15 protein-coding genes and 1 pseudogene are annotated in these 21,489 nt (G+C 71.3%); 9 read left to right on the top strand and 7 right to left on the bottom strand.

What is annotated here, in order from left to right:
* Window positions 1–83 precede the first annotated feature (83 nt).
* From ACFWXQ_RS47545 to glpK, 3 genes are all read left to right on the top strand, one after another.
* Entirely contained in the window at window positions 84–1,736 is a 1,653-nt protein-coding gene (locus tag ACFWXQ_RS47545) for an EAL domain-containing protein (protein WP_383951310.1), read from the top strand.
* Window positions 1,737–2,606: 870 nt separating this feature from the next.
* Window positions 2,607–3,332, top strand: a complete 726-nt coding sequence (locus ACFWXQ_RS47540) for an MIP/aquaporin family protein (protein ID WP_200399614.1) — start codon at window positions 2,607–2,609, stop codon at window positions 3,330–3,332.
* Window positions 3,333–3,367: 35 nt separating this feature from the next.
* On the top strand, window positions 3,368–4,879 hold the full coding sequence (gene glpK / locus ACFWXQ_RS47535; protein WP_383951307.1) for a glycerol kinase GlpK: 1,512 nt from the start codon (window positions 3,368–3,370) through the stop codon (window positions 4,877–4,879).
* 176 nt (window positions 4,880–5,055) lie between these two features.
* Here glpK and ACFWXQ_RS47530 read toward each other — a convergent pair whose 3' ends face one another.
* Both ACFWXQ_RS47530 and ACFWXQ_RS47525 read right to left on the bottom strand, forming a co-directional pair.
* A complete protein-coding gene (locus ACFWXQ_RS47530) occupies window positions 5,056–5,661 on the bottom strand; it encodes an ATP/GTP-binding protein (protein WP_383951304.1) in 606 nt (201 codons plus the stop codon).
* A gap of 139 nt (window positions 5,662–5,800) precedes the next feature.
* A pseudogene (locus tag ACFWXQ_RS47525) lies at window positions 5,801–9,529 on the bottom strand (hydantoinase B/oxoprolinase family protein); the annotation flags it as partial.
* A gap of 238 nt (window positions 9,530–9,767) precedes the next feature.
* Between ACFWXQ_RS47525 and ACFWXQ_RS47520 the strand changes: the two are divergent.
* The 4 genes from ACFWXQ_RS47520 to ACFWXQ_RS47505 all read left to right on the top strand — a co-directional run bounded on the left by ACFWXQ_RS47520 (window position 9,768) and on the right by ACFWXQ_RS47505 (window position 13,393).
* A complete protein-coding gene (locus tag ACFWXQ_RS47520; protein WP_383953175.1) occupies window positions 9,768–10,607 on the top strand; it encodes an IclR family transcriptional regulator in 840 nt (279 codons plus the stop codon).
* Between the two features lie 266 nt (window positions 10,608–10,873).
* Window positions 10,874–11,767: a 3-keto-5-aminohexanoate cleavage protein gene (locus ACFWXQ_RS47515; RefSeq protein WP_383953177.1), complete on the top strand. Its 894-nt coding sequence runs from the start codon at window positions 10,874–10,876 to the stop codon at window positions 11,765–11,767.
* A 163-nt stretch (window positions 11,768–11,930) separates the two neighbouring features.
* Entirely contained in the window at window positions 11,931–12,899 is a 969-nt protein-coding gene (locus ACFWXQ_RS47510) for a 3-hydroxyacyl-CoA dehydrogenase NAD-binding domain-containing protein (RefSeq protein WP_383953189.1), read from the top strand.
* Complete coding sequence (locus ACFWXQ_RS47505) at window positions 12,896–13,393, top strand: thioesterase family protein (RefSeq protein WP_383953179.1); 498 nt, start codon at window positions 12,896–12,898, stop codon at window positions 13,391–13,393. The genes ACFWXQ_RS47510 and ACFWXQ_RS47505 overlap by 4 nt, the downstream gene beginning before the upstream one ends.
* A gap of 55 nt (window positions 13,394–13,448) precedes the next feature.
* On the opposite strand, the gene ACFWXQ_RS47500 is transcribed toward ACFWXQ_RS47505, so the two are convergent.
* The 3 genes from ACFWXQ_RS47500 to ACFWXQ_RS47490 are packed head-to-tail and all read right to left on the bottom strand — an operon-like array spanning window position 13,449 to window position 17,282.
* Window positions 13,449–13,844: a DUF742 domain-containing protein gene (locus ACFWXQ_RS47500; protein ID WP_055613361.1), complete on the bottom strand. Its 396-nt coding sequence runs from the start codon at window positions 13,842–13,844 to the stop codon at window positions 13,449–13,451.
* Between the two features lie 10 nt (window positions 13,845–13,854).
* Entirely contained in the window at window positions 13,855–14,295 is a 441-nt protein-coding gene (locus ACFWXQ_RS47495) for a roadblock/LC7 domain-containing protein (protein ID WP_189839795.1), read from the bottom strand.
* Window positions 14,292–17,282, bottom strand: coding sequence for a nitrate- and nitrite sensing domain-containing protein (locus tag ACFWXQ_RS47490; RefSeq protein ID WP_383953181.1), 2,991 nt, complete (start codon window positions 17,280–17,282; stop codon window positions 14,292–14,294). The genes ACFWXQ_RS47495 and ACFWXQ_RS47490 overlap by 4 nt, the downstream gene beginning before the upstream one ends.
* Before the next feature lie 630 nt (window positions 17,283–17,912).
* On the opposite strand from ACFWXQ_RS47490, the gene ACFWXQ_RS47485 reads away from it, so the two are divergent.
* Window positions 17,913–18,524, top strand: coding sequence for a hypothetical protein (locus tag ACFWXQ_RS47485; protein ID WP_383953183.1), 612 nt, complete (start codon window positions 17,913–17,915; stop codon window positions 18,522–18,524).
* A 242-nt stretch (window positions 18,525–18,766) separates the two neighbouring features.
* On the opposite strand, the gene ACFWXQ_RS47480 is transcribed toward ACFWXQ_RS47485, so the two are convergent.
* Window positions 18,767–19,951, bottom strand: coding sequence for an NAD(P)/FAD-dependent oxidoreductase (locus tag ACFWXQ_RS47480; protein WP_383953185.1), 1,185 nt, complete (start codon window positions 19,949–19,951; stop codon window positions 18,767–18,769).
* Window positions 19,948–20,295, bottom strand: coding sequence for a bifunctional 3-phenylpropionate/cinnamic acid dioxygenase ferredoxin subunit (locus ACFWXQ_RS47475; RefSeq protein WP_383953187.1), 348 nt, complete (start codon window positions 20,293–20,295; stop codon window positions 19,948–19,950). Before ACFWXQ_RS47475 ends, ACFWXQ_RS47480 begins: the two co-directional genes overlap by 4 nt.
* Before the next feature lie 215 nt (window positions 20,296–20,510).
* Between ACFWXQ_RS47475 and ACFWXQ_RS47470 the strand changes: the two genes are divergently transcribed.
* On the top strand, window positions 20,511–21,329 hold the full coding sequence (locus ACFWXQ_RS47470; RefSeq protein ID WP_266742166.1) for an IclR family transcriptional regulator: 819 nt from the start codon (window positions 20,511–20,513) through the stop codon (window positions 21,327–21,329).
* Window positions 21,330–21,489: the final 160 nt, after the last annotated feature.

Raw genomic sequence — 21,489 nt, 5'->3', positions numbered from 1 at the left:
ACGCTGTGTGATCGGCCCGGAATCGTGCGTGAACAGCTCGTGAACTGCGCCTGGGCGTACGCGGGTGGCGTCATTATGCTTCCGTGCCCTCCTGGACGGATACTGTCCGCTTCGCCTTCCAGCCGGTCGTCAACCTGACGACCGGAGGGGTTACGGCGCTGGAGATACTCGCCCGTCCGGAGTCCGGTGACATCCTCGCGCAGGCGCGCCGGGATCCCGAACTCGACGGCCGGCTGGCCGCGTTGGCGATGCGGGCGGCGGCCCGTCAGGAGACTCTGCTGCCGCTGCACGTCAACGTGTTCGCCGGGACCCTCGCCGATCTCGGAGGGCTCGCCGCACTCCGTGCCGAGGTGCGGGAGGCCGGGCGCATGCCGTGGGAGGTGACGGTCGACGTCGGCCCGCCCTTCACCCACGTACCGCACCAGGCGCTCCTCGAAGCGGTGACGGTACTGCGGGACGAGGGCTTCCGGATCTGCGCGGACGGCATCGGCGACGGTGACGTCCCCCTTCGGTTGCTCGCGGATCTCGCGCCCGACCTGGTGAAGCTGGACGCGTCCCTGCTGTCGAGGCCTGCGCTGATTCGGGCGATGCGCACGATGTGCGAGCAGCTCGGGGCGTTGCTGTCCGTCGAGGGCGTGGAGACCGAGTCGCAGTGTGCGGCGGCGGTTTCCGCGGGCGCGCAGCTGGCACAGGGCGAGTTGTTCGCGCCCCCGGCACGGCGGCCCGCGGCGGATGTGTACGTTCCGGCCCTGTCCCCCGTGGCCGCGGCGACGCCGCCCTACGGGCCGCCCGTACGACAGTTCGTACGGCCTGCCGCGCTGCTGCCCGCCGGGGCGTCCGCGGGGCAGGTGCGGGCGTTGCTGACCGGGTCGCCGGACGTCTCCGGGGTGTTGCTCGTGGACGCCACCGGGGTGCCGGTGCGGTCGGTGCACCGATCGCGGTTCCTGCTGTCCCTGTCGGGGCGCTACGGGCACGCGCTGTACGCCGACCGGCCCGCCGCGAGGCTGGGCGATCCGCCGCGCACGGTCGGGGTCGACGCGACCGCGTGGGAGGTTCTCGACGTGGTGGCGGACGGGGCGCCGGACCGTACGTCGGACGATGTCGCGGTCGTCGACCGGCTCGGGCGGTGCGTTGGTGTCGTACGGCTGGCGGATCTCGTACGGGCGCTGGCGGAGAGCCGTGTCGAGGAGGCCGCCGCGCTCAATCCGCTGACGCGGCTGCCCGGTTCGGACGCGATCACCGGTGAGGTGGACCGGTGGATCGCCGACGGGCGGGTGTTCGCGCTGAGCTGGCTGGATGTCGACGGCTTCAAGCGGGTCAACGACAGTGCGGGGTTCGCGGCGGGCGACGAGCTGATCCGGGCGGTGGGGCGGGCGCTGCAGGCCGCCGCGTCCGGGGCCACGCGCGTGGGGCACATCGGCGGTGACGACTTCCTGGTCCTGGCTGATCCGGAGTGGCTCGATCCACTGGCCACGTCGGTGCTCGACACGCCCTGGTCGGCGGGCGGGCTCGCCGTCACGCTGTCCCTTGCCACCGTGCTGTGCGCCCCCGGCAGCGTCACCGACCACCGCGAGGCCGCCGCGTGTCTGGCGCCCCTCAAGCAGGCCGCGAAGTCCCTCCGGGGGGCCAGCTGGGTGCTGGGCCGCGCCGGCCTGCCGGGCCACGAGATCCGACGCGGGTCGGGCGCCGCACCGGCGCATGCCGAGAGCTGGGCGGGCGGGCCCGGGCGGGGGTGAGCCACTGTCGACCGCGGGCCGACCGAGCCGACGGCGGGGGTGCCGCAGTGGTGCGTCGGCCGGGGCTCGGGGCGCGGCCACGCCGGGGCGACCGGCTGGCTCGCGGGCGGCTGGGGGCTCCCCCGGGCGGCTGAGAGTTCGCGGGCAGCTGAGGGGTGCGGGCGGCTGAGGCCGCAGGTCGGCTGAGGACTGGGGTCAGTTGTGGGCCGCCGGGCGGCTGGTGGACTGCCCAGCGGCTGACGGTTGCGATCGGCTGAAGCTGCAGGGCGACCGAGGACTGCGGTCAGTTGTGGGCTCCCGGGCGGCTGAGGGCTGTCGGGCCCGGCTCGCCCCGCGATGCCGGGGAGGCCACGTCACCGGCCCGGGCGATTCGGGAGATCTCCCGGGCCGCCTTCTCCGACCTGGGCCACTGGTACACACGCCCTCCACCGAAGTGCACGCACCCTGAAGGTCGCGTTCCCCGCTGGCCGGCCGGACGTCGACGAACTCCGCCCGGCTCCCGCCGCGGAACCCCCGGCCCCACGCTCTCCGCCGCCGTACACACGCCCCGGAACGCGGCCGCTCCGGCGGGCCGTCCGTGCGGGCCAGAACCGTTGTCGCCCGCGACCTTGACGCTCTCACAGTGCCGGTGAACACTTCCGGTGTCAGTCGGCATCGCCGCATTCCGGCGTATTCAGGCACTGCGCCGCGCAGGCCCTCGCCTGCGCCAACGGGTCATGCCCCCACGGGCGATTCGACTGCGACGGCACGCTCGTCACGGACGCCGGGCGGGGCGCGGGATCTCCCTGCTCTCGGCTGAAGTAGCCATGGGAACGCACCCTGCACGGTGGACCGGGGCGGATCGCCCCGGGCCTGGGCCTAGGAGCCGCCATGAGCAACGGAGACATATTCGTCGGTGAGGTCATCGGCACAGCGATTCTGATCCTCTTCGGCGCCGGAGTGGTCGCCGCGGTCGTACTCAACTACTCCAAGGCGAAGGACGCAGGCTGGGTCGTCATCGCGTTCGGCTGGGGCTTCGGCGTACTGGCCGGTGCCTACACCGCCGCGCCGCTGTCCGGAGGGCACCTCAACCCGGCGGTGACCGTCGGCATCGCCATCGACACCGGGGACTGGGACAAGGTCCACATCTACATCGCGGGACAGATGGTCGGCGCCTTCCTGGGCGCGGTGCTGTGCTGGCTGGTCTACTTCGCCCAGTTCCAGGCCAACGCCGAAGAGGAGATCGCGCAGCCCACGCTCGGGATCTTCTCCACCGGCCCCGCGATCCGCAATCCCGTGGCGAACCTCATCACGGAGATCATCGCGACCATCGGTCTGGTGCTGCCGATCCTGGCATTCGGCCTCACCAAGGGGCTCGGCGAGTCCGGCACCGCGATCCTGATCGTGTCGTTCCTGGTGGTCGGCATCGGTCTGTCGCTCGGTGGTCCCACGGGGTACGCCATCAACCCGGCCCGTGACCTGGGCCCGCGCATCGCCCACGCCATCCTGCCGATCCCCAACAAGGGGACGTCGGACTGGAGCTACTCGTGGATACCGGTGGTCGGGCCGCTGATCGGCGGAGTGCTTGCCGGGCTCATCTTCAAAGCAGCCTTCTGAGGCAGCCGTCCGAAGAATCCGACGAAGGGGACGTCATGACGGACAAGTTCGTCGCCGCAATCGACCAGGGCACCACGTCCAGCCGCTGCATCGTCTTCAACCAGGACGGCGCCATCGTCGCCGTCGACCAGCGAGAACACCGCCAGATCTTCCCCAAGCCGGGCTGGGTGGAGCACGACGCCACCGAGATCTGGTCGAAGGTGCAGGCCGTGGTCGCGGGCGCGCTCGCGAAGGCGGGGCTCCGCGCCGACCAGCTCAGCGCGATGGGAATCACCAACCAGCGCGAGACGACGGTCCTGTGGGACCGCGCCACGGGCAAGCCCGTGCACAACGCGATCGTCTGGCAGGACACCCGAACCTCCGCTCTCTGCAACGAACTCGGCGGCTCGGACGGGCAGGACCGTTTCCGTGAGCAGACCGGCCTGCCGCTGGCCAGCTACTTCTCCGGGCCCAAGGCGGCCTGGCTGCTCGACAACGTGCCGGGACTGCGGGCCCGCGCCGAGCGCGGCGAGATCGCCTTCGGCACGATCGACTCCTGGCTGATCTGGAACCTCACCGGCGGCACGGACGGCGGAAAGCACGTCACCGACGTGACCAACGCCGGCCGTACCATGCTGATGAACCTCGAAACACTCCAGTGGGACCAGTCCATCCTCTCCGCGATGAACGTCCCCGAGGCCGTCCTCCCCGAGATCAAGTCCTCGTCCGAGGTGTACGGGACCGCCGTCGGCCAGCTCGCGGGCGTCCCGGTGGCGTCGGCGCTGGGCGACCAGCAGGCCGCGGTGTTCGGACAGGCCTGCTACGACGTGGGCACGGCCAAGAACACGTACGGGACGGGCAGTTTCCTGCTGCTCAACACCGGGAACCGGCCCGTGCCTTCGAAGAACGGGCTGCTGACCACGATGGGGTACAAGATCGGTTCGGAGGCGCCGGTCTACTGCCTCGAAGGGTCCATCGCGATCACCGGCGCGCTCGTGCAGTGGTTCCGCGACCAGCTCGGCATCATCCGCAGCGCCGACGAGATCGAGACCCTCGCCGCGAGCGTCGACGACAACGGCGGCGCGTACATCGTGCCCGCGTTCTCGGGCCTGTTCGCGCCCTACTGGCGCTCTGACGCGCGCGGTGTCGTCACCGGCCTGACCAGGTACGTCACGAAGGGACACCTCGCGCGGGCCGTCCTGGAGGCGACGAGCTGGCAGACGCGTGAGGTCGTGGACGCCATGTTCCAGGACTCCGGGGTGCACATCACGACCCTGAAGGTGGACGGCGGCATGACCAAGAACAATCTGCTGATGCAGCACCAGGCGGATGTGCTCGGGGTGCCGGTGATCCGCCCGAAGGTCTCCGAGACGACCTGCCTGGGAGCGGCGTACGCGGCCGGTCTGGCGACCGGGGTGTGGAACGACCTCGACGAGCTGAAGTCGCACTGGCAGAAGGACGTCGAGTGGACGCCCAACATGGAGGCGTCCGTCCGTGACCGCGAGTACCACAACTGGCGCAAGGCGGTGGAGAAGAGCTTCGGCTGGCACGAGGACGGCGAAGGCTGACCCGGCCCGTTTTCGAGGTCCACGCGCGCGTGTGTGTCATCGATGTCCACGCGCGCGTGCGGCTGATGAGTGCCTGAGGACTGCGGCCCGTACCCCTGTCGGCGGGGGTACGGGTCGTACTCGTGCTCGTGCCGGTATCGGCTGCTCGAGCCGGTCGGGTGTCGCCGGCCGGTGTCTCAGGTGGTGACGGTCTGGCGGCGCTCGGCGGCGTACGCCATCGCGTGCTGGACGACCTGGATGAGGACTTCCTTGACCGACTCCCGGCCGCGCGCGTCGCACATGACGACGGGGACTCCGGGGTCCAGGTCGAGGGCCTGGCGGACGGTGTCTGTGGGGTAACGGGCCGCGCCCTCGAAGCAGTTGACGCCCACCACGAAGGGTATGGAGCGCCGCTCGAAGTAGTCGACGGCGGCGAAGCAGTCCTCCAGGCGACGGGTGTCGGCGAGGACGACGGCACCCAGGGCGCCGGTGGCGAGCTCGTCCCACAGGAACCAGAAGCGGTTCTGACCGGGCGTCCCGAAGAGGTACAGCACCAGGTCCTCGCGGAGCGTGATGCGGCCGAAGTCCATGGCGACCGTGGTGGTGTGCTTGCCCTCCACACCGCTGGTGTCGTCAACCGGACGGCCCGCCTCGGTCAGCAGCTCCTCGGTGCGCAGCGGCTTGATCTCGCTGACGGCGCCGACCATGGTGGTCTTGCCCACGCCGAAGCCGCCCGCCACGAGGATCTTGAGCGTGACGGGTTCGACGGGGGCCTTGCCGCGCTCAGTGCGCCCGAAGATCATCGTTCTCTTCTCCTGCTTCAGTGGTGTCGCGTGCTTCGGTGGAGCTTGCGTCGGTGGTCGAGCTTGGTTCAGTGGTCGAGCTTGGTTCGTTGGTGGAGCCTGCCCTGGTCGGGGCGCTTGCTTCGGTGGTGCCGGACGGTGGCGGACCGTACCCGCCGCCACCGGGTGTTTCGATGACCAGCACGTCGCCGGGGCCGACCTCGGCCGCGTCGCTCCCGGCGAGTTCGGTGACCGTGCCGTCCGCGCGCTCCACGCGGTTGGCGCCCAGCGTCCCGGGTTCGCCGCCCGCCATACCGTAGGGCGGGACCCTGCGGTGCTGGGAGAGCGTGGAGACGGTCATCGGCTCGTGGAACCGGATGCGGCGTACGGCACCGTCACCGCCCTGCCACCGTCCGGCCCCGCCGCTGCCGCGTCGTACGGCGAACTCGTCGAGCTGGACCGGCAGTCGCCACTCCAGGACCTCGGGGTCCGTGAGTCGCGAGTTGGTCATGTGGGTCTGTACGACGGGCGCGCCCGGGAAGCCGTCGCCCGCACCGGACCCGGAGGCCACGGTCTCGTAGTACTGGTACCGCTCATTGCCGAAGGTGACGTTGTTCATGGTGCCGGAGCCCTCTGCCTGCACCCGGAGAGCACCGTACAGCGCGCCGGTGATCGCCTGCGACGTCTCCACATTTCCCGCCACTACGGCGGCCGGTGGTTCCGGGGCGAGCATCGACCCGGGCGGTACGACGATGTCGAGGGGCCGCAGGCAGCCGTCGTTGAGCGGGATGTCGTCGGCGACCAGCGTGCGGAAGACGTACAGGACGGCCGCGTTGACCACCGCGAAGGGTGCGTTGAAGTTGGTGGCGAGCTGCGGGGACGTACCCGTGAAGTCGACTTTCGCGGAGCGTTTTTCGCGGTCTACGGAGACGTGGACCCGGATCACGGCTCCGGAGTCGGTCTCGTAGGCGAACTCGCCGTCCTCAAGGGTGTCGATGACGCGGCGCACCGCCTCTTCGGCGTTGTCCTGGACGTGCTTCATGTATGCCTGGACGACGTCGAGCCCGAAGTGCCCGATCATACGGCCGACTTCGTCGACGCCCTTCTGGTTGGCGGCGATCTGGGCGCGGAGGTCGGCGAGGTTGGTCTTCGGGTTGCGCGAGGGGTAGGGCGCCCCGGTGAGGAGGCCTCGGGTCTCGGCCTCCCTGAGGCGGCCGCCCTCCACGAGCAGCCAGTTGTCGAAGAGGATGCCTTCCTCCTCGATGGTGCGGCTGTTGGCGGGCATGGACCCGGGCGCGATGCCGCCGATCTCCGCGTGGTGGCCGCGCGAGGCGACGTAGAAGAGGATGCGCGCGCCATCCGCGCCGCCGCCGTCCGTCTCGCCGCCGCCCGTACCGCCGGCCCCCGTACCGTCGGCGCCCGCTGTGACGTCACCCTCCGTGTCGAAGACCGGGGTGATCACCGTGACGTCGGGGAGGTGGGTGCCGCCGTGGTACGGGTCGTTGACCGCGTATGTGTCCCCGGGGCGCATACTGTCGCCGCGGCGGCGGATGACCTCCTTGACGCTGGTGCCCATCGAGCCCAAGTGCACTGGAATATGGGGGGCGTTGGCGACCAGGTTCCCGTCGGGGTCGAAGAGAGCGCAGGAGAAGTCCAGGCGCTCCTTGATATTGACGGACTGGGCGGTGGACTCCAGGCGGGCGCCCATCTGTTCGGCGATGGCCATGAAGAGGTTGTTGAAGACCTCAAGGAGAACGGGGTCGACTTCCGTGCCGAGATCGGAACTCTCCGTGACCGCCACCCGTTCCATGACCAGATGCCCGTCATCGGTCATGGCCGCCTGCCAGCCGTCGTCGACGACGGTCGTCGAGCTGGCCTCGGTGATGATCGCGGGGCCGGTGACGGTGTCGCCCGGGGGCAGTTCCTCGCGGCGGCGCAAGGGTACGTCGCGCCAGGTGCCGCCGGTGTGGAGGCTGACCGTCTCCGGGGTGCCGGTCGCGGAGTGCGGGGTGCCGGGCTCGGGTGAGGTGACGGGCGCGGGCCGGGTGACGAGGGCGGAGAGATCGGGGGGTTCGGTGAGACCGGTGGCTTCCACGGAGAGGGCTTCGACGACGACCGGACGGTCGAGGGTGAAGGAGTAGGTGGCGCGATGGCGGTCTTCGAAGGTGCGGGTCATGGTGCCGGGCTCGGTCAGCTCGACGGTGAGTGCCGTGTCCGTGCCGTCATAGCGCAGCTGGGCCCGGCGGGTGACCCGGATGCGGTCCTCGGGGACGTCCTCGGCGAGGAGTTCGGCGCGGGCCGCGCCCTCCAGGCCGTCGGCGGTCTTGAGGATGCCGGGCATCGCGGCGGCTTCCAGGGGCGCCTCGACGGACTGTTCACGCATGGCCGTGGTGTCGGCGAGCCCGATGCCGAGTGCGGAGAGCACCCCGGCCATGGGCGGTACGAGGACCGTGCGGATGCCGAGCGAGTCGGCGACCATGCAGGCGTGCTGGCCGCCCGCGCCGCCGAAGGTGGTCAGTGCGTAGCGGGTGACGTCGTGGCCCTTCTGGACCGAGATGCGCTTCACGGCGTTGGCGATGTTGGCCACGGCGATCTGCAGATAGCCCTCGGCGACCTGCTCGGGCGTGCGGTCGTCGCCGGTCCGCTCGCGGATCTCGTCGGCGAGGGCGGTGAAGCGGTCGCGGACGAGGGCCTCGTCGAGCGGCTGGTCCCCGTCGGGGCCGAACACCCTGGGGAAATGGGCGGGTTGGATCCGGCCGAGGGCCACGTTGGCGTCGGTGACGGTGAGCGGGCCGCCGCCGCGATAGCAGGCCGGGCCCGGGTCCGCTCCCGCCGAGTCCGGCCCTACGCGGTAGCGGGAGCCGTCGAAGTGGAGGACGGATCCACCTCCCGCGGCGACGGTGTGGATGTCGAGCATGGGCGCGCGCAGCCGGACGCCGGCGATCTGGGTGGTGAAGACACGTTCGTACTCGCCCGCGAAGTGCGAGACGTCCGTGGAGGTGCCGCCCATGTCGAAGCCGATGACCCGGTCGAAGCCCGCGAGCTGGGACATCCGCGCCATGCCGACGATGCCACCGGCCGGCCCGGAGAGGATGGCGTCCTTGCCGCGGAACTGTCCGGCTTCGGCGAGGCCGCCGTTGGACTGCATGAACATCAGCCGCACACCGTGGAGTTCGTCGGCGACGTGCTGGACGTAGCGGCGCAGGACGGGCGACAGATAGGCGTCGACGACGGCCGTGTCACCGCGCGGGACGAGCTTCATCAGGGGGCTGACCTCGCTGGAGAGCGAGATCTGCGGGAAGCCGGTGCGGGCGGCCAGCTCGCCGACGGCCTGTTCGTGGGCCGGGTGGAGGTGGCTGTGCATGCAGACGACGGCGACGGCATGGATTCCGGCGTCGTACGCCTCCTGGAGAGGCCCGGCGAGGGCGTCCAGGTCGGGGGCGCGCAGGACCGTGCCGTCGGCGGCGATGCGTTCGTCGACCTCGATGACGCGTTCGTGGAGCAGTTCGGGGAGTTCGATCTCGCGGGCGAAGATCCGTGGGCGGTTCTGATAGGCGATCCGCAGCGCGTCGCGGAAGCCACGGGTGACGACGAGGAGGGTGCGTTCGCCCTTGCGCTCCAGGAGGGCGTTGGTGGCGACGGTGGTGCCCATACGAACGGACTCCACCGGTAGGCCGTTGTGGTGACCGGGTTCCTGCCCGGATGCCCGTCCCGTCGAGGCGTCACTGGCTTCGGTGAGGAGTTCGCGGATGCCCGCCACGGCCGCGTCGGCGTACCGGGACGGGTTGTCCGAGAGGAGTTTGCGGGTGAGCAGCCGTCCGTCGGGGCGCTGGGCGACGACATCGGTGAAGGTGCCACCGCGGTCGACCCAGAACTGCCAGCCCTTCACGTCTGTCTCCCCGATGTCGCGCTGCCCCGGCCCTGAGCCGGAGGTGCCTTTCGACGATCGGTCAGATCATATCGGGGTCCGGCACCTCGGCGTTCGGTCCGGAGCGGGGGGTGCTTCTCGGCGCAGGCACCGAGGCCGACCTCGCCCCTGGCTACTTGATCGCTCACATAGCGCGATGGCCGCTCGGATAGTGAGAAGCTGGACCGAACTCAAGCCGGTACCGTCAGGAGCCAAGGAAATGCTTACGCCCAAGCCCCCTCCCGCAGACGACAGCACCACCGACGGCACCGACGGCACCGCCGCACCCCTCGCCGAACCCGGCGGATCATCCGGCAAGGTCCAGTCCCTGGAGCGGGCGATCATCCTGCTGGAGGCGACGGCGGACAGCGCGCCGGACGGCGACACGGCCACGAATCTCGCGGGCCGCTGCGGGCTCAACCGGGCCACGGCCTGGCGGCTGCTGTCCACCATGGAGCAGTACGGCATGGTCGAGCGCGATCCGCTGACCAGCCGATACACCGTGGGTTTCGCGGTCGCCCGGATGGCCTCGGCGGCCGGGTTCGACGGGCTCATCCGGCGCTCCCACGGCATCCTGCGCCAGGTCAGCGAGCAGACCGGCGAGACGGCCAACCTCGCGGTGGTGCAGCAACTGGGGCTGACGTACATCGACGAGGTGACTCCCCCGGTGGTCCTCAGTGCCAAGTGGCTCGGGCGGCAGGCGCCGCTGCACGCAACCTCGACCGGGAAGGCGCTGCTGGCCTGGCTGCCGGCGGAAGAGGTGGACGTGCTGCTGGCCGAGCCGCTGACCGCGTACACCGACACGACGGTCGCCGACCGGGGGCGGCTGCGCGCCGAGCTGGCCGAGACGCGGGAGCGGGGATACAGCGTGTGCGCGGGCGAGATGGAGCGGAATCTGTACGGGGTGTCCGCGCCGGTCCTCGGCGCCCGCGACCGGCCGTTCGCCGTGCTCAGCATCTGGGGCCCGCAGGACCGGGTGCCCGAGTCCCGTTTCCCGGCGCTCGGCGCGCTGGTGTGCGGTGCGGCCGAGGAGGTGGCGCGGGCGGCGCGGGCGTTGTGACACCCCCTCAGGGAGGCGGCCGATTCCGAGGCGAGGCGCGGCAGGTACTGCCAGTCGGGGCAGCACTGGCAGCGGGACCGGGAGTGGGGCCGGTACTGACCGCGGGACCGGTCCTGGCGGTGGCGCGGCACCCCTGACCGGTGCCGTGGGCGGGCGCCCTTGACGCACGGCGGCCATAGACGGCATGTTCGTTATGTGCGACGCATGAACACGATGCGAGCAACGACCTCACCTGATATCCACCCCCGCACAGCGGAGGCCCCCGCATGACCATGAACCAGGACGTCATCATCACGTGCGCCCTCACCGGTGCCGGCGACACCGTGCGGAAGAGCCCGCACGTCCCCGTGACCCCCGAGCAGATCGCCCGCTCCGCCGTCGAGGCCGCGGATGCCGGAGCGGCCGCCGTCCACATCCACGTGCGTGATCCGGAGACGGGGGCGCCCTCCCGTGACCCGCGGCTGTACCGGGAGGTCGTCGAGCGCATCAGGGAGACCGGCACGGACGTCGTCGTCAACCTCACCGCGGGCATGGGCGGCGATCTGGTCATCGACCCGGAGGAGCCGCTGAGGCATCTGCCCGGCACCGACCTCGTGGGCGGACTCGACCGGCTGCCGCACGTCGAGGACCTGCTGCCCGACATCTGCACCCTGGACTGCGGCTCCCTCAACTTCGGCGACGGCTCGAACCTCTATGTGTCCACCCCGGACATGCTGCGTACGGGGGCGAGGCGCGTCCAGGAGCTGGGCGTACGGCCCGAGTTGGAGATCTTCGACACCGGGCACCTCTGGTTCGCCAAGCAGTTGCGCACCGAGGGGCTGCTGGACGATCCGACCGTCTTCCAGCTGTGCATGGGCATCCCGTGGGGCGCGCCCGCCGATCCGGGCGTACTGCAGTCGATGGTGAACATGCTGCCGGAGGGCGCCCAGTGGGCCAGCTTCGCCCTCGGGCGGATGCAGATGCCGTGGGTCGCCCAGTCGGTGCTGCTCGGCGGGCACGTACGGGTCGGTCTGGAGGACAACCTCTATCTCGGCAAGGGCGTCAAGGCGACCAACGCGCAACTGGTCGAGCGGGCGGTGACGATCGTCGAGGCGATGGGGGCGCGCGTCGCCACGCCGGACGAGGCCCGGCTGAAGCTCGGCCTCAAGCCGCGTGGCTGACCCACGGAACACGGTTCGCGCCGACCGCACGCCCCACAGAGACCGCACGCCTCTCAGCGACCGCACGCCCCACGGGCTGTCGGCCGCCGCAGCCGCCGTCCCCCCACGTCGAGCCCTCAAGGAGCCCTTGGTGCCCCACACTTCAGACGCCCCCGACACCGCGCTGACTTCCGTGACCCGGCCCGCCCCCCAGGACGTACAGACCGTGGCCTGCGTCGGCGCCGGGGTCATCGGCGGCGGCTGGGTCGCCCACTTCCTGGCCCGCGGGTACGCCGTCAGGGCGTGGGACCCGGCGCCCGACGCCGAGGCGCGGCTGCGTCGTCTCGTGGACGCCGCGTGGCCCGCGTTGGAGCAGCTGGGCCTCGCCCCGGGTGCGTCCCCGGCCCGTCTCACGGTCACCGACACGCTCGAAGAGGCGGTGTCGGAGGCCCAGTTCGTGCAGGAGAGCGCCCCGGAGAAGCTGGAGCTCAAGCGTGAGCTGCTGGCGAAGCTGGACGCGGCGACTCCCGCCGGAATCGTCATAGCCTCCTCCACGTCCGGCTATCCGATGACGGACATGCAGACGGAGGCGGTCACCCCGGGCCGGCTGGTCGTCGGCCATCCCTTCAATCCGCCGTACCTCATCCCGCTCGTCGAGGTCGTCGGCGGCGAGCACACGGACGCGGCGGCGGTCGAGTGGGCATCCGGGTTCTACGAGGTGGCGGGCAAATCCGTGATCACCATGGAGCGCGAGGTCCCCGGTTTCATCGCCAACCGCCTCCAGGAGGCCCTGTGGCGGGAGGCCCTGCACATGGTCGCCAACGGCGAGGCGACGGTGCGTGAGATAGACCGGTCCATCACCGAGGGCCCCGGCCTGCGCTGGGCGTTCATGGGGCCGATGCTCACCTTCGCGCTGGCCGGCGGGGAGGGCGGCATGGCGCACATGCTGGACCATTTCGGCCCGTCCCTGAAGTCCCCGTGGACCCGGCTGGCGGCCCCGGAACTGGACAGAACGCTCTACGACTCCGTGGTCGCGGGCTGTGAGGACGCCTCCGACGGACGGACCATCGCGGACCTCGTCGCGGAGCGCGACCAGGGGGTCATAGACGTCCTGCGCGCCACCGGCCGGCTGCCCGGGACCGGCGCCCGATGACGTCCCTGCCCCTCTTCCGCGAGACCGTGCGCCCCGAGTGGATCGACTACAACGGGCACTTGAGCGAGGCGTTCTACGTCCTCGTCTTCGGCCACGCGACCGACGCAATGATGGACGCGACGGGGATGGACGCCTCGTACCGCGCGGACAGCGGCTGTTCGCTCTACACCGTCGAATCGCACATCCGCTATCTGCGGGACGTACCCGAGGGGGCCCACCTGGGCGTCCGCACCCGGATTCTTGGTGCGGTCGGCAAGAAGGCGCACTTCACGCATGAGATGTACGTCCTGGACGCGGCGGAAACCGCACCTGACGCGAATGCCGTACCTGACGCGGACTCCGCCGTGGTCGCCACGTCGGAACTGCTCGCCCTCCACGTGGACCAGAAGGCCGGGCGGGCCATCCCGTTCCCGGAGGCCGTCCGCGACCGGCTCGTCCCGCTGGTGGAGACGGTGCCCGCGTGGGCCGGGCGTTCCATCGCCCCGGTCGCCTGAGGTCGCCGGGGTCGTCTGACGCGGAGGCCCGGACCGCCCGGGCCTCCGGGTCGCGTCACAGGGCCCGGAGGCCGCTGATCACATCGCGGAGAATGCTTTCGTCCGGCAGCTCGGCCGGTGGCACCGGACGCGTCACATGGACCAGCTCGTCGTCCACGAGGTCGCCGATGAGAACGCGTACGACCCCGACGGGCAGGTCCAGTTCGGCGGCGAGTTCGGCGACCGACTGGGGGGCGTCACGGCAGAGCCCGACGATGTCCACGTGCTCCGGAGACAGCGAGTGGTCCGCCTCCGGGTCGTCGGCGTGCAGCTCGGTCACGACCACCGCGATCAGGTCGAGGCGGTGCTGGGCCGCGCTGGTGGTGCGGCCGCGTGTCATGGCATACGGACGGACCACGGGTCCGGCCTCGTCGTCGAACCAGTGGGACATCCCCTGACTGTCTCCGCTCATGCCATACCCACTACCCGCCCGAGGGCAATTCGGTGCGCGGAGCGGCGGCCAGATGTGCGCCGACCCTCTTGACCAGCAGCGTCATCTCGTACGCGACCTGCCCGACATCGGAGTCGGAGTCGGAGAGCACCGCGAGGCAGCTGCCGTCGCCCGCGGCCGTGACGAACAGGAAGGCCTCGTCCAGTTCGACGATGGTCTGGCGGACGCTGCCCGCCTCGAAGTGGCGCCCGACGCCCTTGGCGAGGCTGTGGAACCCGGAGGCGACGGCGGCCAGATGTTCGCTGTCCTCCCTCGTCAGGTCGGTGGAGACCCCCGTGGGGAGGCCGTCCCCGGAGAGCACGAGTGCTTTGCGGATGCTGGCGACACGCGCCACCAAGTCGTCGAGGAGCCAGTTGAGTTCCCCCGTCGACGTGCTGGTCGTGGTGTGGCCGGCGGCCTTCGGTGCGGTCATCGACCGTCTCCCTTAGTCGTTCCTGGTGCTGTGCCGTCCTGGGCCTCGTCGCCCTCGGCGTTCTCCTCACGGCCGCGCCGCCAGCCGCGCTGGAGCGAGGCCATACGGTTGCGTACTTCGTCGGCGTCGCGCTCGGTGGGCTCCGCCCCGCGGACCGCGTCGTGCGCGGCCCGCCGGTCGGGGCCGTCCTTGAGCTGAGGGGCCAGATTGGCCTGTCGTACGCGGCGGGGAAGTGCGCCGGTGCCGCCCCCGGCAGCCGCGCCGGGGCGCGTTCCGCCGCCGGCCGGGGTGCCGGGGTGGGTGCCGCCGGACTCGGCGCCGCGACGCGACGCGCGCTGGGGGAGGGCCGGGGCGTCCGTGTCCCGGTGGCCTTCGACGGCCTCAGGTCCGCGTGTGAGCGCCTCGCCGGGGCCCGCCGGGTCGCCGGGGCCGCCGCCGCGTCCGAGGGCCTGACGGCGCTCCACAGCGCCGTCCGCCGAGTCGGAAGCTCCGGGCCAGTCGTCCGCGGGGCCGCGGCGCGAGCCGAGGGAGTCCCCGGGCTCGCGGCGTGACGGTCCTCGCCTGACGCTCCTCGACCGCTTCGGCAGGTCCTCCAGTACGCCGGAGCGCTCGGCCGACTCCCGGGCCGCCTGGGGCAGTTCCGTCACCTCGTCGGCGTCCGCGCGGTCCGTCGCCTCGTCGCGCCGTGCCTTGGTCTGGGTCACGGGACGCCCGTGGGAGCTGACGAGCTTGGGGGTCCGGCGGCGCGGGAGTTGCACGGGCGCCCCGGACGGCTCGTCGGCGTCGCCTTCGGCGTGCGACGGCTCGCGCTGATCCTGCCGTACCTGCTGCTGGTCCCCGGGCACCCCGGCGATGGAGCGGCGCGGGCGGAAGATGCCGCCGCGTTCGCCGTCCTGGTCGTCTAGGGGGTCCGGGAAGTCGTTGAGAGCGTCCAGGTCGACGGGCGCCTCCAGTTCGACCGGTCCGTCCAGCATCGAGGCGGTCCTGCCGGGCAACGTGACCGGCACCTGGGACAGGGCCGCCGTACGGCCCTCGTCGCCGTCCTTCTTCGAGGTGACCCGGTCGAGCCGGAAGCCCATGCCGTTCGTGTCGGGCACGTCGTCCGAGAGGAGCGCGTCCGGGACGAAGACCACGGCGGTGGTGCCGCCGTACGGGGACGGCTGCAGCGAGACGCGGACGTTCTGCCGCTGGGCGAGCCGGCTGACCACGAAGAGACCGAGCCGGTCGGTGTCCGAGAGTTCGAACTCGGGGGTCTCGGCGAGCCGCAGGTTGGCGTCGAGGAGCGCCTCCGCCGCCATGCCGAGGCCGCGGTCGTGGATCTCCAGGGTGAAGCCGTTGGCGACGCGCTCGCCGAGCACCTGGACGGCCGTGTGCGGCGGCGAGAACACCGTGGCGTTCTCCAGGAGTTCGGCCACGAGGTGGGTGACGTCGGCGACCGCGGACCCGGTGACGGCCATTCGCGGCAGCCTTCGTACCTCGATGCGCTCGTAGTCCTCGACCTCGGCGACGGCGGCGCGTACGACGTCCATGAGCTGGACGGGTTTGCGCCACTGCCGGGAGGGGGCGGCGCCGGAGAGGATCACCAGGCCCTCGGCGTGCCGGCGCATACGGGTCGTCAGGTGGTCGAGGCGGAACAGGTCGGCGAGCTCGTCGGTGTCGTCGGTCCTGCGCTCCATGGTGTCGAGCAGGGTGAGCTGCTTGTGCAGCAGGACCTGGCTGCGGCGGGCGAGGTTCACGAAGACCTCGGAGACACCGCTGCGCAGCTCGGACTGTTTGACGGCGGCCTCGACGGCGGCCCTCTGGAGGATGTTGAGGGCCTGGCTGACCTCGCCGATCTCGTTCTTCTCGTACTCCAGGCGCGGGACCTCGGTCTCCACGTCGACCTGTTCGCCCGCGGAGAGGCGGCGCATCACGCTGGGCAGCCGCACGCCGGCGGTCTCGTGGGCCTCCTGGCGGAGCCGGCGCAGGTCGCGGACGAGGCTGCGGCCGATGCGTACGGACATGAAGAGCGAGATCAGCAGTGCGGCCAGGCCCAGCACTCCGGCGATACCGGCCTTGACGATGACGCCGATCGCCACGGGGCGCACCCGGTCCTGGAAGCGGTCGCCCGCCTGGGTGTTGAGCTTGTCGAGTCCGTCCAGGACATCGCCCGCGACGCCGTCCCAGCTCTTCGCGGTGACTCCGCGGGGCTCGCCGGGCGAGGAGGCGATGACGGACTGCTCGGCCACGCGCAGCGGTGCGGTGGCGGCGTTCTTCCAGTAGCGGTCGTAGCGTGCGCGCTCGATGTTGGGCAGCAGCGGGAGGGCGACCTCGTACATCAGCGTGCGCTGGGCGACGAGGTCGGAGACGTCCCGGGCCTCCTCGCGGGTCACCCGGCCGACGACGAGGGCGGAGCCGAGGAGGGCGTCCTCACGGGCGAGCAGCTCGCGGGCGCGCGACATGTTGACGAGGGCGCGGGCCTGCTTGTCCACGTCCACGTTGTCGAGGACCTGGAGGTTGGTCAGGAGGGTGTAACAGGGCTCTACCAGGCGGTTGTAGAGGTCGAGGGCCTGGAGGCGGGTGACGGTGCCGTCCTCGACGCTCTGGCGCAGCGGACCGACGCCGTCGAAGGCGTCCAGGATCGCGGTGAGCCGCTCGGTGGTCTCCGCGCCCATCTCGTCCCGCAGATCGCCGTCCTTGGCGTTCCTGCGGATCTTCGACACGACCTCGTCGGTGGCGCTCCGGGTGCGCCGCAGATCGGCGAGCGCCTCGGAGGCCCGGGGGTCGGCGAGATAGACGAGCGTCTGACGGCGCTCGTCCTGCAGGACGCTGATGACGTCCTCGGTCGGATAGCCGATCTCCTGGACGATGAACGTCGTGTCGAACAGCTGGTTGACCTCGCGCCCCGTGAGTACCGTGGCGAAGCCCCAGATCCCGGTCAGGGAAACCAGCGGCACGAGCAACAGCGCCACGATCTTCCGGCGGATGGACTTCCCGCGAAAGCGCATGGCCTCCCCCAGCTCGGCCCCCGGCGACCGGGGGCACACATGTGCGTCAACAAACGGCGTGAGCCTACTACCGACACAGTGGTATCTCGAAGGCCTGTCCGGACCGACTCGTTCCGGGACGGTAACAGGACATCCGCAGTTGTCCGTTCATTGCGGGAGATTGCCTCCCCGAATCCGACACGGGACACGGGACGCCATCCGGTCCGCATAGTGGGCCAGTTGGCCGGAATTTTACGGTCGGCGGGAATCTTCGCGTTACGTCGATCGTCTGTCTGTACGGAAGTTGGAGGCGGAATCGGCAGCAGGTGCCGCATGCCGCGCTCAGGCAGCGTAAAACAGCGCAAGCCGGGCACCCAATGGGGAGCCGGGGTTCTCGTGACTCCGGAGCAGGCGGTTGTCGGGCGGTTGGGGAGTGACGAGTTGATGGGCACGGCGGAGCGGCACGGGACAGTCGGGACGGGCGTCGCGGAAGCCACGGGGGCACGGCGGGGTCCACAGGCACCGGATCACGACATTCCGGCCGACGTCCCGGCGGACGTCCCGGTGAGGGCGGCCGAGAGGGAGTCCCGGACAGGGGCCGGGGCGGAAACCGGGGCGGGGCCGACCAGGCCGGCCAGAGGGGCCCGGTTCGTGGTGGGAGCGGACGCGGAGACCGGGACGGAAACCGTCGCGGACACGGAGGCGGAAGCGGAAGCGGAGGCGGAGCCGAAGGCCGAGACGGAGAACGGGGCGGAAGCAGTAGCGAACGCAGGGCCGGAACGCGTCGCGAACGCCGAGGCGGAACGTGCCACGAACGCCCGGGCGGAAGCCGCCATGGAGGCCGAGGCGGAGGCCGAAGAACAGGGGTACTACCGGCAGTTGTGGGTCGAGGAGCCCGCGACCAGGCGCCGGCTGCCCGATCCCGTACGGGCGTCCGCGGTGCGGGCCGTCATCATCATCGCGGTCACGCTGATCCAGGCGATGGTCGCCTTCCTGTGCACGCTGGCCGGTTCCTGGCTCGCGTTCCCCATGGTGCTGAGCAGTGTGGCGAGCACGGTCGTGGCCACCTGGGGCGCCCTGGACGTCTGGGTGACGCGCCAGGTGTGGAACCAGCGCAACGGCGTGGTGTCGGTGCCCAGCAGCACGGCCCGTGCCCTGCGGCGCGAGCGGCGCAAGGCACGGCGCCAGGAGCGGGCGTCGGAGCGGACCAAGGAGCGGATACGCCGACAGGGCGGCGGCGCGGGCCAGTTGTCGCACTCCTAGTCGCACTCCCAGAGGCGGCGCCCCTCTGCCGGAAGGACTGCGCCCGTTGGCAAGCGCTTCTGGGCAAGCGCTTCTCGGTGAGCGCCTTTCGGTCGGCACCCCGCTGTCGGCACCTCACGGCAAGCACCCCTCAGGGAGCGCTCCAGGGCACTGCCCCGGGGCGGCCTCGGGGCGCAGCCACGGCGACGCCCCTCCCCTGCCAGGACACGGCGGCAACCCCCTCCCATTGGGGGTGGGCCCCGCTAGGAGACGGCCGCCTCCGCCACCGTCACCCCGCGCCCGATTTCACGCCGGGCGCGCATGAACGGTCGTGGTCGGTCCACGGAGAGCACCGCGGTCGGCCGGCCGTCCCGCTCGTACAGGGCGAGAAAGCCGCCCTCGTCGGGCATGCCGTCAGTGACGCCGCCCTCCGTGATCCGGACGGTGTCGGTGTCGAGCCGCCGTCCGGCGAACTGGATCCGTGCTCCGTACTGGTCGGACCAGAAGTAGGGCAGCGGGCGCACGGTCTCCGCCGTGTGCCCCGCGAGGAGGTTGCGCACGGCGACCCGGGGCTGCTCGGTGGCGCTGGTCCAGTGTTCGGCGCGGGTGCCGCCGACGCGGGCGACGTCTCCGACGGCGACCACCTGGGGCAGAGCCGTCGCACAGCCGTCGTCGCACAGCACCCCGTCGTGCAGTGCGAGGGTCGAGCCCGCCAGCCAGTCGGTGTTGGGGGTGGCGCCGATGCCGACGATCACGATGTCGGCGGGGAGCAGCCGTCCGTCGGCGAGTTCCACGCCGGTCACCGCGACCGTGCCGCGCAGCCCGGCGACGCCGGTGCCCGTGATCAGGTCGACGCCGCCGCGCCGGTGCAGTCCGGCGCACACCGCGGCCATCTCCGGGCCGAGTTGGGGCACCAGCGGCAGCGGCGCGGCCTCGACGACGGTGACGTCGTGGCCGAGTCCCGCGCAGGAGGAGGCCGTCTCGGCACCGATGAAGCCGCCGCCGATGACGACGACACGCCGGGTGCCCGCGGCGAGTTCGGCACGCAGCGCACGCGCGTCGTCGAGGGTGCGCAGGGTGTGGACTCCGGCGAGTTCACAGCCGGGGAGCCTGCGGGCGGAGGCTCCGGTGGCGATGATCACGCCGTCGGTGGAGACGGTGCGGCCGTCGCCCAGGAGAACGGTCCGGCCGCGCGCGTCCAGGCCGCGGGCGCGGACGCCGAGCAGCCACTCGGCGTCGAGCTCGGTGGTCTCCTCGGCGTCGGAGAGGGCGAGTTGGTCCTCGCCGGACCGGCCGGTGAGGAAGTCCTTGGACAACGGGGGGCGGTCGTAGGGGCGGTGGGGTTCGTCCCCGACGACCACCAGTCGCCCGTCGAAGCCCTGGGCACGCAGTTCCCGGGCCGCGTACAGCCCCGACAGCGAGGCCCCGACGACGGTCACGGTCCTCATGCCGCCGTGCCCTCCTCTTCGGACGCCACTCCGGCCAGCACTTCGGCCGCCACGTGGACATGAACGACGCCGTCGTCGACGGTGACGCGGTGGGTGCGGACGGCCCGACGTGCGGGAAGGCACGTCGGCAGGCCCGTGCGGAGATCGAATGACGCGGCGTGCAGCGGGCATTCGACCAGACAACCCTCGAGCCAGCCCTCGGAGAGGGACGCATCCTGGTGGGTGCAGGTGTCATCGATGGCGTACAGCTCGCCGTCGGCGTTGAACACGGCGATGGGCGGTGTGGTGTCGATACGGACGGATTCGCCCGCGGGGAGGTCATCAAGGCGGCAGACGGGAATCACGGGCCCCCCTCTCGGTCCAGGACCCACGGTCCGGGACCTCTCAGGTCCGGTCTGGTCCGAGACCTTCCCGGTCACGGACTCTTCGGTAACATGATGTTTCGTATGGCGCACGAGGGAGCGCTATGCGCAACAGAATCCGCGCGGGATGCCCGTCAAGTCAAGGGCTTCCGGCAGATGCGGCTCAATCCGGGCCGCCAGGTGGTGAGAGTTGAGCTATGACCCGCACGCAGAAGCAGGCTGACCGCACAGAGGAGACACCCGGGAAGCAGAGCAGGGGCGCGGGGAGCGCCGTCCAGTCCGTGGACCGCGCCGTGAGCGTGCTGGAGATCCTCGCCCGGCTCGGCGAGGCGGGCGTCACCGAGATCGCCGACGAGCTGGAGGTGCACAAGTCCACCGCCTTCCGGCTCCTCGGAGTGCTGGAGAACAGAGGATTGGTCGCCCAGGCCAAGGACCGCGGGAAGTATTACCTGGGCGCCGGCGTACTACGCCTGGCGGGGGCGGCGGCAGTGCGCCTGGACATCTCCCAGGAGGGGGTGCCCGTGTGCCGCGAACTCGCGGACGAGGTGGGCGAGACCGTCAACATCGCGGTCCTGGACGACAACGCGGCGGTCAACATCATGCAGGCCCGCGGCGCCGCGTCCGTCACCGCGCAGAACTGGCTGGGCAGACGCACCCCGCTGCACGCCACGTCCAGCGGAAAGGTGCTGCTGGGGCATCTGCCGCCGACCCTGAGGGAAGGACTGCTGGCCAGGCCTCTCCCGCGTTTCACCGAGCGCACGATCACCGGTACGGCCGCGCTGCGCGGCGAGCTGGAGGCCGTGGTGGAGCAGGGGTACGCGTTCGCCCTGGAGGAGCTGGAGCTGGGGCTGGCCGCGACGGCCGCCCCGGTGCGCGCCCACGACGGGAAGGTGATCGGCGCGATCAGCGTCTCGGGCCCGGTGTACCGGCTGGATTCGGACCGCCTGCCCGATCTCGCCAAGCGCACGGTGGCGGCCGCCGCCGACCTGTCGCGCCGGATGGGATACGGCTTCTGACGGAAGCGGTACCGGACACCGGCCGGAGCCGGGGACCGGTCGCCGGAGGTACACGGCACGAAGCGGGGGGGGGCGGCACCACGACCCCCCCCCGATAAGAGTGTGTCACCTTATTATGCTCCGCTTCATATGAGCCATGTAGGAGAACCACCCCCTTGCC

Origin of the sequence: Streptomyces sp. NPDC058697 (genome assembly GCF_042715345.1) — a bacterium.
In the GTDB taxonomy this organism is placed as follows: domain Bacteria; phylum Actinomycetota; class Actinomycetes; order Streptomycetales; family Streptomycetaceae; genus Streptomyces; species Streptomyces liliifuscus.
The sequence above is the reverse complement of the archived record's forward strand: the minus strand, read 5'-3'. Positions and strand labels throughout refer to the sequence as shown.

What these genes read in the sequence shown, in the direction of transcription:
- ACFWXQ_RS47540 (WP_200399614.1), top strand. Translation starts at nt 2,607, where the DNA reads ATGAGCAACGGAGACATATTCGTCGGTGAGGTCATCGGCACAGCGATT.
- ACFWXQ_RS47480 (WP_383953185.1), bottom strand. Translation starts at nt 19,951, where the DNA reads ATGAGGACCGTGACCGTCGTCGGGGCCTCGCTGTCGGGGCTGTACGCG.
- ACFWXQ_RS47490 (WP_383953181.1), bottom strand. Translation starts at nt 17,282, where the DNA reads ATGCGCTTTCGCGGGAAGTCCATCCGCCGGAAGATCGTGGCGCTGTTG.
- ACFWXQ_RS47505 (WP_383953179.1), top strand. Translation starts at nt 12,896, where the DNA reads ATGACGTCCCTGCCCCTCTTCCGCGAGACCGTGCGCCCCGAGTGGATC.
- ACFWXQ_RS47530 (WP_383951304.1), bottom strand. Translation starts at nt 5,661, where the DNA reads ATGATCTTCGGGCGCACTGAGCGCGGCAAGGCCCCCGTCGAACCCGTC.
- ACFWXQ_RS47495 (WP_189839795.1), bottom strand. Translation starts at nt 14,295, where the DNA reads ATGACCGCACCGAAGGCCGCCGGCCACACCACGACCAGCACGTCGACG.
- ACFWXQ_RS47470 (WP_266742166.1), top strand. Translation starts at nt 20,511, where the DNA reads ATGACCCGCACGCAGAAGCAGGCTGACCGCACAGAGGAGACACCCGGG.
- glpK (WP_383951307.1), top strand. Translation starts at nt 3,368, where the DNA reads ATGACGGACAAGTTCGTCGCCGCAATCGACCAGGGCACCACGTCCAGC.
- ACFWXQ_RS47520 (WP_383953175.1), top strand. Translation starts at nt 9,768, where the DNA reads ATGCTTACGCCCAAGCCCCCTCCCGCAGACGACAGCACCACCGACGGC.
- ACFWXQ_RS47500 (WP_055613361.1), bottom strand. Translation starts at nt 13,844, where the DNA reads ATGAGCGGAGACAGTCAGGGGATGTCCCACTGGTTCGACGACGAGGCC.
- ACFWXQ_RS47515 (WP_383953177.1), top strand. Translation starts at nt 10,874, where the DNA reads ATGACCATGAACCAGGACGTCATCATCACGTGCGCCCTCACCGGTGCC.